This is a genomic window from Halonatronomonas betaini (genome assembly GCF_015666175.1).
Classification (GTDB): Bacteria; Bacillota; Halanaerobiia; order Halanaerobiales; family Halarsenatibacteraceae; genus Halonatronomonas; species Halonatronomonas betaini.
Genome location: NZ_JADPIE010000003.1, coordinates 230,309 through 243,973 on the forward strand (window position 1 = coordinate 230,309; position 13,665 = coordinate 243,973).

Annotated in this window: 12 protein-coding genes and 1 riboswitch; of the genes, 1 reads left to right on the forward strand and 11 read right to left on the reverse strand. The window is 41.6% G+C overall.

Going from position 1 to position 13,665, the window contains the following annotated elements; all coding sequences use genetic code 11:
• Nucleotides 1–16: 16 nt before the first annotated feature.
• The 6 genes from I0Q91_RS06565 to I0Q91_RS06590 form a co-directional block, all read right to left on the reverse strand.
• Entirely contained in the window at nucleotides 17–1,090 is a 1,074-nt protein-coding gene (locus tag I0Q91_RS06565) for a type IV pilus twitching motility protein PilT (RefSeq protein WP_270453632.1), read from the reverse strand.
• Between the two features lie 29 nt (nucleotides 1,091–1,119).
• The gene (locus tag I0Q91_RS06570) at nucleotides 1,120–2,796 is read right to left on the reverse strand and encodes a GspE/PulE family protein (protein ID WP_270453836.1); all 1,677 of its coding nucleotides are present in this window, start codon (nucleotides 2,794–2,796) and stop codon (nucleotides 1,120–1,122) included.
• A 45-nt stretch (nucleotides 2,797–2,841) separates the two neighbouring features.
• Nucleotides 2,842–3,411, reverse strand: coding sequence for a tRNA 5-(aminomethyl)-2-thiouridylate-methyltransferase MnmM (gene mnmM, locus I0Q91_RS06575; RefSeq protein ID WP_270453633.1), 570 nt, complete (start codon nucleotides 3,409–3,411; stop codon nucleotides 2,842–2,844).
• Between the two features lie 290 nt (nucleotides 3,412–3,701).
• Nucleotides 3,702–4,655, reverse strand: coding sequence for a tRNA modification radical SAM protein MnmL/YtqA (mnmL, locus tag I0Q91_RS06580; protein WP_270453634.1), 954 nt, complete (start codon nucleotides 4,653–4,655; stop codon nucleotides 3,702–3,704).
• Between the two features lie 197 nt (nucleotides 4,656–4,852).
• Nucleotides 4,853–6,244 (reverse strand): L-cysteine desulfidase family protein, encoded by a 1,392-nt coding sequence (locus I0Q91_RS06585; protein WP_270453635.1) that lies wholly within the window; start codon nucleotides 6,242–6,244, stop codon nucleotides 4,853–4,855.
• Entirely contained in the window at nucleotides 6,228–8,027 is a 1,800-nt protein-coding gene (locus tag I0Q91_RS06590; protein ID WP_270453636.1) for a sensor domain-containing diguanylate cyclase/phosphohydrolase, read from the reverse strand. Before I0Q91_RS06590 ends, I0Q91_RS06585 begins: the two co-directional genes overlap by 17 nt.
• 223 nt (nucleotides 8,028–8,250) lie before the next feature.
• Nucleotides 8,251–8,339: riboswitch (cyclic di-GMP riboswitch) on the forward strand.
• 112 nt (nucleotides 8,340–8,451) lie between these two features.
• On the opposite strand from I0Q91_RS06590, the gene I0Q91_RS06595 reads away from it, so the two are divergent.
• Nucleotides 8,452–8,661, forward strand: coding sequence for a hypothetical protein (locus I0Q91_RS06595; protein WP_270453637.1), 210 nt, complete (start codon nucleotides 8,452–8,454; stop codon nucleotides 8,659–8,661).
• A gap of 61 nt (nucleotides 8,662–8,722) precedes the next feature.
• On the opposite strand, the gene I0Q91_RS06600 is transcribed toward I0Q91_RS06595, so the two are convergent.
• From I0Q91_RS06600 to I0Q91_RS06620, 5 genes are all read right to left on the reverse strand, one after another.
• Nucleotides 8,723–9,664, reverse strand: coding sequence for an HD-GYP domain-containing protein (locus tag I0Q91_RS06600; protein ID WP_270453638.1), 942 nt, complete (start codon nucleotides 9,662–9,664; stop codon nucleotides 8,723–8,725).
• A gap of 122 nt (nucleotides 9,665–9,786) precedes the next feature.
• Entirely contained in the window at nucleotides 9,787–11,346 is a 1,560-nt protein-coding gene (locus tag I0Q91_RS06605) for a YifB family Mg chelatase-like AAA ATPase (protein WP_270453639.1), read from the reverse strand.
• Between the two features lie 23 nt (nucleotides 11,347–11,369).
• Nucleotides 11,370–11,771: a YraN family protein gene (locus I0Q91_RS06610; RefSeq protein ID WP_270453640.1), complete on the reverse strand. Its 402-nt coding sequence runs from the start codon at nucleotides 11,769–11,771 to the stop codon at nucleotides 11,370–11,372.
• Between the two features lie 193 nt (nucleotides 11,772–11,964).
• Complete coding sequence (locus I0Q91_RS06615) at nucleotides 11,965–13,131, reverse strand: pyridoxal phosphate-dependent aminotransferase (RefSeq protein WP_270453641.1); 1,167 nt, start codon at nucleotides 13,129–13,131, stop codon at nucleotides 11,965–11,967.
• A 51-nt stretch (nucleotides 13,132–13,182) separates the two neighbouring features.
• Nucleotides 13,183–13,653 (reverse strand): QueT transporter family protein, encoded by a 471-nt coding sequence (locus I0Q91_RS06620; protein ID WP_270453642.1) that lies wholly within the window; start codon nucleotides 13,651–13,653, stop codon nucleotides 13,183–13,185.
• Between the last annotated feature and the right edge of the window lie 12 nt (nucleotides 13,654–13,665).

Below are 13,665 nucleotides of genomic sequence, written 5' to 3' on the forward strand. Positions count from 1 at the left end.
GCCTGCCACCTCCTCTCTACATCATTCTCTCTCTAATATATTTTATATCATTACAGTAATGAACAACTGACTCTCTGGAGATTGTTCCCGAGTTATATAATTTAAGCAGGTAATTATCCATCGTTACCATATCCAGCTTGCCACCGGTCTGGATGGCAGAATATATCTGACTTGTCTTGCCCTCCCGGATAATATTCCTGATCGCCGCCGTTGCAATCATTATCTCAAATGATGCCACCCGGCCGCTCTCGTTCTTTCTCGGCATCAACTGCTGGGCTACAATGCCACTGATTACCGAGGCCAGCTGTATTCTTATCTGATCCTGCTGTCCTGGCGGGAAGACATCAATTATCCTGTCAATCGTCGCCGGCGCACTATTTGTATGGAGTGTTGCCAGGACCAGGTGACCGGTCTCGGCAGCCTCCAGGGCTATCTGTATGGTCTCTAGATCCCGCATCTCACCGACCAGGATAACGTCCGGGTCCTGCCGGAGGCATGAACGCAAGCCCCTGGCAAATGATGATGTATCATTGCCAACCTCCCGCTGGTGCACCAGGCTCTCATTATGCCTGTGCAGGTATTCAATCGGGTCCTCTAGAGTTATAACATGGGCATTTCTCGTATGATTTATCTCATTTATAATTGCAGCCTGGGTCGTCGATTTCCCACTCCCGGTCGGCCCGGTTGAAAGCACCAGACCCATCCGCTGTGATGCCAGCTTCTTTAAGACCTGGGGCAGGTTCATACTATCTATTGTCGGTATCTCCGATGGAATAATTCTCAAAGCAATTCCAGTACTTCCCCGCTGGTGGAAGGCATTAACTCTAAACCTTGAAACTCCAGGCACACTGTATGAAAAGTCAACCTCGCCATACTCCTCAAACTCCTCAAGTTGCCTCTCATTCATCATATCTTTGGCAATAGTTGAGACTTCCTCGCCTGTCAGTTTCTCAGGGTAATCAGGATGGGCCTCAAGTTTTCCATCTTTTCTAACAAACGGTCTATTCATTACTGTCAGATGCAGGTCAGAAATATAATCTGATTCAGCGACATCCCTTAAAAGGTTGTCATAATCCTTTACATAATCCATCCAATCCCCTCCATTAGGTCAGGTTTCTATTAAAAGATAATCCTTCTAACTTCAGCAATATCAGTCTCGCCTTCTCTAATCTTTTTGATGCCGTCTTCCTTTAATGATCGCATCCCCTTTTCTCGGGCTGCAGCTTCTAGCTTCTCCTCGGTTGCACCACTTGCAATCATATCCTTTATCTCATTATCGACCATAAATATTTCCTGCAGCGCCAGTCTGCCGCTGTAACCGGTATTGTTGCATTTCTGGCAGCCAACTGCATAATAGGCTGTATCCAGCTCTGCAATATCTCCAATATACTGCTTGTCCAGCTTATCAAGCTGTTTTTCTTCCTTGCAGCTATTGCATAGCCTCCTGACCAGTCGCTGGGCCACAATTCCATTTACCGAAGATGCCACCAGATATGGCGGTAAGCCCATATCAACCAGCCTTGTCACCGAACTAACTGCATCGTTGGTGTGGAGCGTACTGAAGACCAGGTGACCTGTAAGGGCAGCCCTAACTCCAATCTCGGCAGTCTCTTCATCCCGCATCTCACCGATCATTATTACATCCGGGTCCTGCCGGAGTATCGAACGGAGAGACTTGGCAAATGTCAGCCCGGTCTTTGGCTTGGCCTGAACCTGATAGATACCCTCAACATTGTATTCTACCGGGTCCTCAATCGTCACAATATTTATCTTCGGGCTATTTATCCTGTTTAAGCCGGCAAAAAGTGTTGTCGACTTTCCACTCCCTGTCGGACCGGTAAGTAGCATAATTCCATGGGGCTGCTGAATTAACTTTTCAAATTTCTCAATATTATCTTTGGAAAATCCTAGCTTTTCGATATTCAAAAGGTTGGTATTCTGGGCTAAAAGCCTGACTACAACCTTCTCGCCATGGACTGTCGGCAGTGTCGAAACCCGCATATCCAGCTGGTTTCCATTTATCAGCATCCTTATCTTTCCATCCTGGGGCACCCTGTGTTCTGTTATATCCAGGTCGGCAATTATCTTAAACCTGGAGACTAATGCCCTGTGTGAAGATTTCGGTGCCGTCATCTCCTTTTGCAGCACGCCATCAATCCTGTATCTCACCCTGATATACTTATCCTCAGGCTCTATATGAATATCACTGGCTCCCCGCTGATAGGCCCTGCTAATAATCGAGTTGGCCAGCCTGATAATCGGCGCCTCTTCAACCATCTCCAGCAGCTCAGCTTCGCCATAACTGTCATCCTGCTGGCTGTAATCCTCAAACTCTTCCAGAAAATCGCTGATATCCAGGCTGTCATCGGCATATATCCAGTTGATGGCCTCCTTTATCTTGCTGGCCGCCGCAATCACCGGCCGCACAATCAAGCCAGATACCCTCTCAATATCATCTATCGCCACAATATCAGTAGGGTCGGCCATCGCCACCTTTATAACCTCTTCATCAACCTCTTCTATCGCAACAGCCAGGTGCCGCCTGGCAATATTCTCCGGTATATATTCAGCCAGCTCAGTATCAAAAAAGTAATGATCTAAGTTGGCACTCGGTATCCCCTTTTGAAACTCCAAAACCTCAACTAAATCCTCTTCCTTTAGATAACCTTCATCGACCAGTATCTCGCCGATCTTCTTATCCCTGACATTCTGCAGATCAATTGCCCTCTCCAGCTGTTCCTCTGTTATATATTCATTTTCAAGTAATATTTCACCTAATTTTTTTATACTCCGCATCAAAGCTCAAAGTACACCTCCAAAAAATCTAAATCAAAATCTAATTTACCGCTTCTGAATCACAAAAACTTCAGGCGGATTTTTTTCCTGATTGATAAACCTGTAATGGCTGGCATTATACGCCTTATAATCTAATTTCGCCGCCCAGGCTTCAATCTCCTGCCTCTCTTTTAAACCTTCTTCGTGTCCTGGATAGGCCGTTACTACTAAAATTCCGCCATTTCCAAGCAATTCCAGGGAATCCTCTAATGCCGGCAGTGTATTTGCCGCCTCAGTTACAACTGATTTATCGCCACCTGGCAGGTATCCCAGGTTAAAAACTATCGCCTTCGGCCTTAATTCCTCAGTTTTTAGCAGACCCTTTAAATTACTGTGATCGGCCTGCCTCAGCTCAACCTGCTCCATCAGGCCTCTGTCTTTTAGCTCCATTTCAGTGGCTTCTATTGCATCCTCCTGAATATCCAGGGCCAGCACCTTGCCAAACTCACCGACCAGCCTGGCCAGAAAACCTGTATCATGTCCATTGCCGCAGGTCGCATCTATTACAAAATCACCTTCATTTATCTGTCTTGCCAGCAAATAATGGCTGAATTCAACCGCCTGGGGAATCTCCATAATATTATCCTCCCTATTATATAATAATTTTACCTCTGATTACAGAAATAATACTCACTATTGATAGTATAATTCTCCCAAACTCTAAAAACTCCTGCAAAAGTTTTAGAATAAATAAAAAAAATCGGGTATATTAATACCCGACGAAAATTATATATAAAATAAGTCTATAATTTAACTCTTTACCATAGTAAATACTGATTATTCCAATTTTTAGCAGTGAGCTCTAAATAATACCAGACAATCTAAACAGGAAATTTAATCTTAAAATAACTATAGTCAATATTTAACTAGCCTTGAAATTTATTTAATGCAGGGCCCTGCAGGTAATCAAAAAAATCACCCTGTTCAACTTCTCTCTCATTCATCTCTTCAATAATCATATCATGTATCTTCCACCAGCTCATATCCCAGTTAACAAAGACACTGCCTTCCTCCGGTGCCCGGCCAATCAACCTCTGGACAGCAATCCTCGGATCAAGATACCTTAAAAAGGTTATTACTCTATCAATATACTCCTCAAGGCTTATCATCTCAAGCTCTCCAGCTTTAAACTGCCTGGCCAGCTCAGTACCTTCCCTGAGATACAGTGCATGGAGCTTCACATTATCAACCCGCAATGCCGATAGCACCCTGGCATTCTCCTTAACATCAATCATCTCATCCCCAGGCAAATTCAAAATCAGATGGGCTCCAATTCCAAAATCAGATGTCCTGGCAGTCAGCACGGCATCAATAAACTGGGCCAGACTATGGCCCCGGTTCACATTCTGTAATGTCCGGTAATTTATAGTCTGTAACCCCAGCTCCAGAGTCAAGTTTATCTCAGGTTTTACAGTCTGTACCAGGTTCTTAATCTCCTGTAAATACTCATAATTAACACAGTCAGGCCTGGTCGATAATATCACCTCAACAATATCATCAACAGTCAAGGCCTCGCGCACATAACTCTTCAAATTATTAAGTGGCAGATAGGTATTTGTGAAATTCTGGAAATAGGCGATAAACTTATCAACCTTATATCTATCGCCGATATATTCCCTGAGTTCCAGCAACTGCTCCCGGACCGATTCATCAGGTTCACTCTCAAACCCGGCAGCCTGCTCGCCACAGTAAAAACAGCCCTCAGTTCCAAGCTGGCCATCCCTGTTCGGACAGGTCAGCGGCAGATTCACCGGCAGCTTGTAAGTTTTTTCACCATATCTATCTCTCAAATAAGCCGAATACTTATAATAGGGTTCCATATCTAAAACTCCTCACAGCAAAATAGTAATATATAATAGTAATATTATACAGTTACTATTTTACCGTACCATAACATTTATTGCAAACTAAAAATCCTTAAAATCCCCTGAATTTAAACCTGCTCTATCACTCAACTTTCTGCATTATTACTCAACTTTATTTGCTCCATAACTTAACTTTCAGCCAAAATTTCAGCCTAAACCCGCTCCTTTTCCAGCATTATATCAAGTATCTCCCTGTCAGTGCTATCCATCCCTGGACTATTCAGCCTGGCCAGATTATCAAGCAGATCCTCCATATTATCAGCCAGCATCCCCTCAGATGGGCTCAGTCCAATCCCCCGGCTGGCCAGCACAGCTGATTGCACAGCCCAGTGTGAAGATAACGCCACCTTATAGGCACAGCCTGTCTTGGCCCCATCACAGACAATTCCAGTCAGTACCCCGTATAAATTCAAACCGGCCTGAAAAATATCCTTTTTGCTGCCACCCAGGAGATAGACAATTCCGCCACTTGCCCCAAAGGCCGAAGCAACTCCAGCCCCGCACATGGCCGACAGCACGCCAAGTCTGGCTTTAACATAGACAGATATCAATATCGCCAGGGCCAGAGCTCTGATCAACTCTTCTTCGCTCTTTTCTAAAGCCTCAGCTGCTCCAATCATCGTCAGGAAGGCAGTTATCCCCTGATTGCCACTCCCAGCCAGTGACATCGCCGGCTGAGAACTCCCGGTCATCCTGGCCTCAGATGCCGCCGATGCCAGCAGTGACGGATACTGCAACAGCTTGCATTCCTTCGAATCAAGTTTCAGCATCGATCTAATAGTGGCTGCCATCCCTGCCGATTTCTCCATGCCTTCATCGGCCAGCCTCTTTGATATCTCAATGCCTTCCCTTAATATTCCTAATTCGTCAACATCTATATTTTCAGCAAACTTAATAAAATCCTCAAGCTCATAATTCTCCACTGGCTGCCTCTTTCTCTTAACAGCATCCACCGGCTCAACCTTAAAATCCCCGATCTCATCGTTATGTTCAACAGCCTCAACAGCTGTATAATAATCTAAAATCACCAGCCGCAACCTCTCCACACCACTATCCATACCAGCATCCCTGCCCGCACCGCCACTAACAGTCAGCTCAAGATCTATCAGCAGCCGATTAATATCCCGATCAATCTCAACCTCAAAAAGTCCGGCCTTCACTAACTTCCTGGCTTCATCGATATCTCTATCCCTAAGATCACTTAAAACCTCCAGGTTCCGCTCAGAATCACCAGCCAGATATCCCAGCGCTGCTGCCATCGTCACCCCGCAGTCAGTCGTACCAGGTATTGTCACCCTGGCCGCATTCTTATATAAATTAGCATTAACAGTAATCTTTATCTTCTCTAGCTTACCAGCATTAACACCCTCACCAGTGCCATCAATTTTTCCAGAATTACCAGCGTTGCCAGTTCCACCAATTCTCCTTGTTAACTCCTGTCTCGCTCTGGCAGCAGCAAAGGCTACCGAAACCGGATCAGTACAACCCTGGGCCGGCATTAAAGCTTCCTCAATAATACTTTTTAACTCATCCATCATCTCCATATTCCATTTCCACCCCTGTATTAATTGCTTCATCTTTTAGTTGATTGTCTTTAATCATCCCGCTATTTTCAACCATTGCCACAAATTCATCGACTAGTTTCCCGTCAAACTGTATACCCCGGTAATTCTTTAACTCCTCCAGGGCATCCTCCGGATCTCTAGCAGGTTTATATGGTCTGCCAGATATCATCACATCAAAGGCATCTGCAATCGCTATTATCCTTGAATATAAAGGGATCTCTTCACCCTCAAGACCATCAGGATACCCCTGGCCATTCCACCATTCATGATGGGCCAGTATATTTTCAGCCACATCATCATAATCCCTGAGAGAATTAATTATTCTACTTCCGTATTCAGGATGCTTTCTGATCTCTTTCCAGTCATCCTTATCCAGTCTCTCTTCTTTAAAAATCAGATCATCTGGCAGCATATGCAGCCCGATATCATGAAATTTCGCCAGAAAATCAAGATCCTCCCTGGCCTCATCACACAGGCCAATCCTTTCAGCCAGTCCTATAGCCAGCTCCCTTACATTATTCAGATGCTCTCTGGTTTCAAAGCTGTTTTCTTTAAGCTCTTCCAGCATATGCTTTACAAGATGCTCACCGCTATTTTCACCATCCAGGGCCTTATCACAATACATATCCTTATCAGCCTCTTCTAAAACACTATTTATCTCCGTCTCACTATCAGATTTTACTGAAATCCCAATAGCCACCGAGATCGGATCCCCATTCTCATATGAAAGCAAGCAGTTACTTTTTATCCGCCTGTATAAAAGTTTAGCTGCATCATAATCAGTATTCGGCATCAGGATAACAAACTCATCTCCAGCCCATCTCGCCAGTATATCCTCCTGACGGATTGAGTTCTTTAATATATTTGCAACCTTCTTAAGATGTTCATCCCCGGCTTTATGGCCATAGGTATCATTAATTACCTTAAGCCCATTAACATCAATCATTACTATCGCCAGAGGCATCTGTCTTCCTGTATCAAGCCTTTTTAGCTCTTCCTCAAAAAATCGCCTGTTATACAATTCAGTCAGACTATCCCGGTATAACAGATAATTAATATCCTTTTCCCTCTTTAAAATCTCAGTAATATCCTGCGCAAATAAAAACCCATACTCCTGCCCATTATAGTTTAGATGTTTACAATTTATTTCAACCGGCAATTTCTTTTCCTGTTTAGTCTCCAGAGTAAGCCTGAATGTTAAAGGACCCTGATAATCCATATCCCGCAGGCAGTCCATATAAAGCTCTTCCCCGCTCTCACTTACTAAATACTCGAACTCTTCCCCGATTAATTCCTCTTTTTCATATCCTAATAAATCCGATGCATATTTGTTAATATCAATTATTGTACTGGTCTCATCAAATAAAAAAGTCATCAAATTGGCATTCTCTATTCCAAATTGGGTCAGCCGATAATTAGCCATATATTCCAGATATTTATCCCTTAAAAGCCCAATCCCCAGACTGAGAGCAATCGCAAAGGCTATATGCACAGAAGTATTTAAAAACGATGTAACTCCAAATCTATTTATCGAAATAATACTTGCAACAATTATTAAAATAGCTGCTGGTATAACACCTTTAAACCCAGCAGTAAATCCAATTATTACAGCATAAAGAAGAAGAATAAGCCCTAAAATACTTAATTCAGCATAAAAAGCCAGAATAAATAATAATAGGCCTGGTATCAAATAACATAATACTCTGGCCCCAATCCTCATCTTTCCTATTTTAATGGCTTTTTCCCAGAGGTCAGTAAACATTTTTACTCCTCCTTCATAAACTCACCAAAAACTCTGCAAAAACTTTTTAAAATAAAAAGTTATCAGTAAATCTATTATATCATATATAAGATTCAAAATCTCATGGTATTTTACTCATTAAAAAAATAATTAGTAAAATTTTATTATAATTTTTGGCAATAAAAACTATGCAAAACTTATTTTTTATGATATAATTGATAAAAGTGAAAAAATTATTTTCTCTACCCGAAAAAGGCTACTCTTTCCGAAAGGAAAGATTCGCAAAGTCTGTGAACCTGTGACTATCCATGTTATGGTTGCCAGATTGCCGAAGTGGAGGATAGGATTATACCTGTCGCCTCCTGGGTTTGACAGGTTATTTTTATTTCCTCCCTTAAAGGGTATCCTGCTGAAAAGTAGCTCACAAATTTAAAGGAGGAAAAAAATGCTTAAAAAAGCAACCGTATTACTTATCGTGTTCACCCTTATCGTCTCTTTCTCAATGACATCCTTCGCCTCAAATTCTAATGACATAGTCCAGTTTGAAAATGGAGAAAGAGTAATTTACAATCCAGCAGAACCAGAAGCCAATGGATATTCAGGTTCAGGCAATGGCCATGGCCCTAATAATCCACTATATGTAGCTGGAGAATAAAAAACAAAAAAAAATCATTAATGATTTAAGGTTTATCGCTTTTAGCGATAAACCTATCTTATTACTCAATATTTTCTCTCTGATATTCCTTTTCAGCCTTATAAAAGGCATCAACGACCTCAGGTGAAAACTGTCCACCTTTACATTCTTCTAACTCCTTTAATGCCTCTTCCCGGCTAAGCCTATCCTGGTATGGTCGTTCATTGGTCATGGCATCATAAGCATCTACAACAGTTAATATTTGAGCTTCAATCATTATTTCGTCACCCTTTAATCCCTGGGGATAACCTTTACCATCATATCTCTCATGATGTTGATGTACTATTTCTGCAACATCTTTATAATGACCTTCTTTTAAATATTTTAATATTATGTTTTTGCCTTTTACGCAATGGGTCTTCATCTCCTGCCATTCTTCATCATTTAAACTCCCTGGTTTATTTAATATCTCTGAATCAATCTCAATTTTACCAGTATCATGTAAAAATGAAGCATAACTTAAATTAAACAACTGTTTATCTCTTAAACCTAACAATTCAGCAGTCTTTAATGAGAGCCAGTGCAATCTAGTACAATGTTCCTTAGTCTCTAGATCCTTATTTAAAACCTTCTCATTTAAAGCAATTAATTCATTAAATCTCTTTTCAGCATTATTAAAAACTGGAGAATTAGTAAATATTAATAACTCTGTTTTTTCTAGTGTTTTAAAATATGTCTCATCTACTTCACCATTTACTGATATGAAATTACCTTTTGTTAAAATTTCTTCACTATCTTTGCTTTTTACCTTGCCATCTAATAGAAAATAAAATTCAAAAGCATCATCTTCTGTCTTAATCATAAATATTCTATCTTCAACAATTTCTTGATGAATAACTTCCAAATCTTCATTCTGAGCAATCAAAGATAAACTTGTTGTTTTTCTTTCAATTTTATCTAAATAGTCACTTTCATCTCCAATAACTAAAGAAAGTGGAAAACCTATATCATCAAATTTATTCATTATTATTAATCAACCTCCACCAGACATAATTTAAATCAACTATATATTAAGTTACATATATAATCGATTTTTCCTGCTTTTCTGTCGTTTTTAAGCATTTAGCAGGAGTCCAGCAGCAAAAATTATATAAACTTCTTCCTCCTGTATAAACTGGCTTCAGATAATTCATCTATTCCAATCGTCTCAATCCCGGCAAGGTCAGCTATTGTTCTGGCCAGCCGATAGATCTTATCAACTGCCCTGGCTGATAACTTTAAACCTAATATCGCCTCCTTTAGAAATCTCCGTTCAGCCTGGCCCAATGGCGAGACCTCTTCCAGCTCTTTCCTCGATAACTCAGAATTCAATTTGCCTTTATTACTTATAACCCCATTCCTATTACTATCAACTATCTTACCACCATTCATCCAGCCTTTATTCCTCACCAGCTGGATCTCCCGTGCAGCTATAACCCGTTTTCTTACCTCTGCACTCGATTCCGCCCTATATTTAGCTGTTATCATCTCATCTGGTTTCAAATCAACTAACTCCAGCTGAATATCAATCCTATCCAGGAGCGGACCTGATAATTTAGCCTGATACCTTTCAATCATACTCCTGCTACAGCTACATTCCTGCCAGCTCGAACCATTATAACCACAGGGGCAGGGGTTCATTGCAGCAACCAGCATAAAATCAGCTGGAAAGTCCACCTTATAATCCCGCCTGGAAATACTGATACTCCCGGCTTCCATCGGCTGTCGCAATAATTCCAGCATATCTCGTCTAAATTCTGGCAGCTCATCTAAAAACAATATCCCCTGATGGGCCAATGTTATCTCGCCAGGAGCCGGATAACTACCGCCACCAACCAGCCCGGCCCTGGATATAGAATGATGAGGTGCCCGCCATGGCGCCATTCTATCAACTTTAGGACTGCCAACAGCTGAACCAATTGCAGCCACCTTTTTTAACTCACCTCTCTCAAGTGGAGGCAAAATCCCCTGAATACTCCTGGCCAGTAATGTCTTGCCAGTCCCGGGAGGTCCGCTTAAAATCAGATTATGCCGACCGGCAGCTGCAATCTCAACTGCTCTCCGCCCGGCCTTCTGGCCTCTAATATCCGCCAGCTCAACATCTATTAACCCCTCATCCTCAAATCTCTCCTTAAACTCCCAGCCAGCCAGTCTATTTAAATCTTCCTGAAACAATTCAGCCGCCTCGAAAAGATCATTCACAGGAAAAAGCTTCAATCTACTCTTAAATTTAACCTCATTTTTACAGGCTGCTGGAAATACAAAGTTTTTAAACCCGGATCTTTCAGCCAGCTCTAGCAGTGGCATTAATCCTCTGATTGCCTGCACCTCGCCATTTAGAGCCAGCTCTCCAATAATATAAGTATCTCCAGGGATCTCATTTATAACCCCATCTCCTGCCAGTATTCCCAGGGCAATCGGCAGGTCAAATTGAGGCCCCTCCTTCTTTAAATCAGCTGGAGCCAGATTTATCGTTATCCGCTTTGTCGGGTATTTAAAACCACTATTGATCAGGGCAGATCTAACCCGCTCCCTGGATTCCCTGACTGCCTGATTGGCCAGACCAACCATCACAAAGGCCGGCAGACCCCGATTTATATCAACCTCCACCCCAACTGGCACAGCCTCTATCCCAAAAACAGTTCCAGAATTAATTGCAATCGGCATTCCATCACCTCCCTCTGCTAAATCTAGAAAGCATTCTCAATATGATTGATCTTCCAGCTATCATCCCGCCTGAAGACAAAAATCCCATCAAATCTTATCTCTTCATAATATTCATCCTGACTTGCCAGATATTCTCTGGCAGTATAGCGAATCCTGGCCTGTTTTCTCCTGTCGACCCTGTATTCAGCAGCCCCAAAGGCCAGATTACTAATCGTCTTCACCTCAATAAATACCAGCTCTCTTCCTCCTGTCTCATTTTCCCTGCCATCTGCCTCATCCTGAATCTCTCTCCTGGCAATCAAGTCAAGCTCACCCTGCCGACAGTAATAATTTCTCTCAACTATCTCATAACCATTATCTTCAAGATACCTGGCAGCCATCTCTTCCCCTATATTTCCAAGCATCTTCCGCCCAATCTCCTCCATCACAAATCCTCCTTATCCTCCACCTTATTATTTTAACTCCAATAGATAATTTTTCCATTACTCTATATACTTATCCCTCAAATAAAAAACTCCTGCATAAATTATGCTTATGCAGGAATTAATTTCAAATATTTTTTTATAATTAATCTTAAGTTAATAAACCACCTAATTTTCATACTATCATTCAAGTTGATTATAATTTTTTAACAGCTTCAACTAGATTACCCATACCCTCTCTAACCTCATCAGTACTGCAGGTAAAGGCAATCCTGACTGAATTTTCAGCTCCTATCCCAAAATCTCCGCCAGGCACAACTGCAATCCCGGCCTCTTCCAGGAGATAATCACAGAGCTCAATCGCATCCATGCCAATATCAACAAACTTAGGAAAGGCATACAGACCTCCAGCCGGCGGCACCAGCTCAACCATATCTAATTCATTTAACTTATCAACAACAATATCTCTCCGCTCTCTAAATACCTTTAACCTCTCATTAACTATCTCATCAGATAAATCATAGGCCTGTAAACTCCCGTATTGAGCAAAGGATGTCGGGCAGATTGTCATATTCTGAGGCACCTTAACCATCTCTTTTATAAACTGCTCAGGACCGGCCAGAAATCCGATCCGCCAGCCAGTCATCGAATAGGTCTTCGATGTACTATTTACAGTTAATGTCCTCTCTTTCATACCAGGCAGGCTCCCAATACTGATATGCTCACCCTGATACAGAAACTTCTCATAACATTCATCAGAGATCACAAAGATATCTTTATCCTTTGCAAATTCAGCAATCTCATCAAGGCTCTCCCTGGATTGAATCGCCCCGGTCGGGTTATTCGGGCTATTTAAAACCAGTAATTTAGTCTTATCTGTATAATATTCTTCCAGGAGCTCTCTGCTTAACTGGTAATCATCCTCCACAGTCGTCGGCACAACAACTGGTTTACCTCCTGCCAGCTGAACCTGCTTATAAAATGAAGAATAATATGGTGATGGTATCAAAACTTCATCCCCGGTATCTATAGTTCCAAAAATAGCAGTAGATAAAGCCATCATCGCCCCGGGTGTAACAATTATATTCTCCCTGCCAGCTTCAATCTTATTTTCATCAACTAATTTCTTAGCAATCTTATCCCTTAATTCATCTAAGCCATAATTTGAAGTATAATGGACTTTTCCATCTTTAATTGCCTCAATAGCAGCATCCTTAACAGATTCCGGGCTATCAAAATCAGGCCTGCCAACCTCCATATGAATTATTCTCCTGCCAGCCCGTTCAAGTTCTTTAGCCTTCTCAAATATAATCCTATTACCTGCAAATGCAACATTCTTAACTCTATCAGAAGCAGTTAACATAATCAATCGCCACCTCTTAAATATTTTATGAAACTATTATCCCTTTAAAAATTACCTTTTTAGAAAATCTATCTTTTTAACTTTCGGCCTTAAAAACTTAATCAATGGATATCCCAGACCAAATACAACAACAGCCTGACTCACTGTAATTTGAGCAACTACAACTAAATACGGAACCCCAAAGAATAAATGCAAATAAGCACTAACCAGTAATCCATTTAAAATTATCGGACTTAAATAGGCAATAATAGTATCTCTATACTGATATGTAAAATAAGCTGCCAGTAAAGTTACAAAACTACCGCCAATAATATCAACCATTCCCAGCCCACCAATAATATTGGCCAGTAAAACTCCAATAAACAGTGCCGGCACTGCCTCAGGATACAATATAGGTAATACTGTTAATGCCTCAGCTGCCCTAAATTGCAGCGGGCCAAAACTAATCGGAGCTAAAATATAAGTAACTACAAGATACAACCCTGCAATCATAGCCCCTCGTGTTATCTCTTTCGTTGTCATAAACTAAATCCT

Bases quoted from the DNA above. Each gene is read 5' to 3' on its own strand.
- I0Q91_RS06565 (WP_270453632.1), bottom strand. From the start codon at position 1,090: ATGGATTATGTAAAGGATTATGACAACCTTTTAAGGGATGTCGCTGAA.
- I0Q91_RS06570 (WP_270453836.1), bottom strand. From the start codon at position 2,796: ATGCGGAGTATAAAAAAATTAGGTGAAATATTACTTGAAAATGAATAT.
- mnmM (WP_270453633.1), bottom strand. From the start codon at position 3,411: ATGGAGATTCCCCAGGCGGTTGAATTCAGCCATTATTTGCTGGCAAGA.
- mnmL (WP_270453634.1), bottom strand. From the start codon at position 4,655: ATGGAACCCTATTATAAGTATTCGGCTTATTTGAGAGATAGATATGGT.
- I0Q91_RS06585 (WP_270453635.1), bottom strand. From the start codon at position 6,244: ATGGAGATGATGGATGAGTTAAAAAGTATTATTGAGGAAGCTTTAATG.
- I0Q91_RS06590 (WP_270453636.1), bottom strand. From the start codon at position 8,027: ATGTTTACTGACCTCTGGGAAAAAGCCATTAAAATAGGAAAGATGAGG.
- I0Q91_RS06595 (WP_270453637.1), top strand. From the start codon at position 8,452: ATGCTTAAAAAAGCAACCGTATTACTTATCGTGTTCACCCTTATCGTC.
- I0Q91_RS06600 (WP_270453638.1), bottom strand. From the start codon at position 9,664: ATGAATAAATTTGATGATATAGGTTTTCCACTTTCTTTAGTTATTGGA.
- I0Q91_RS06605 (WP_270453639.1), bottom strand. From the start codon at position 11,346: ATGCCGATTGCAATTAATTCTGGAACTGTTTTTGGGATAGAGGCTGTG.
- I0Q91_RS06610 (WP_270453640.1), bottom strand. From the start codon at position 11,771: ATGGAGGAGATTGGGCGGAAGATGCTTGGAAATATAGGGGAAGAGATG.
- I0Q91_RS06615 (WP_270453641.1), bottom strand. From the start codon at position 13,131: ATGTTAACTGCTTCTGATAGAGTTAAGAATGTTGCATTTGCAGGTAAT.
- I0Q91_RS06620 (WP_270453642.1), bottom strand. From the start codon at position 13,653: ATGACAACGAAAGAGATAACACGAGGGGCTATGATTGCAGGGTTGTAT.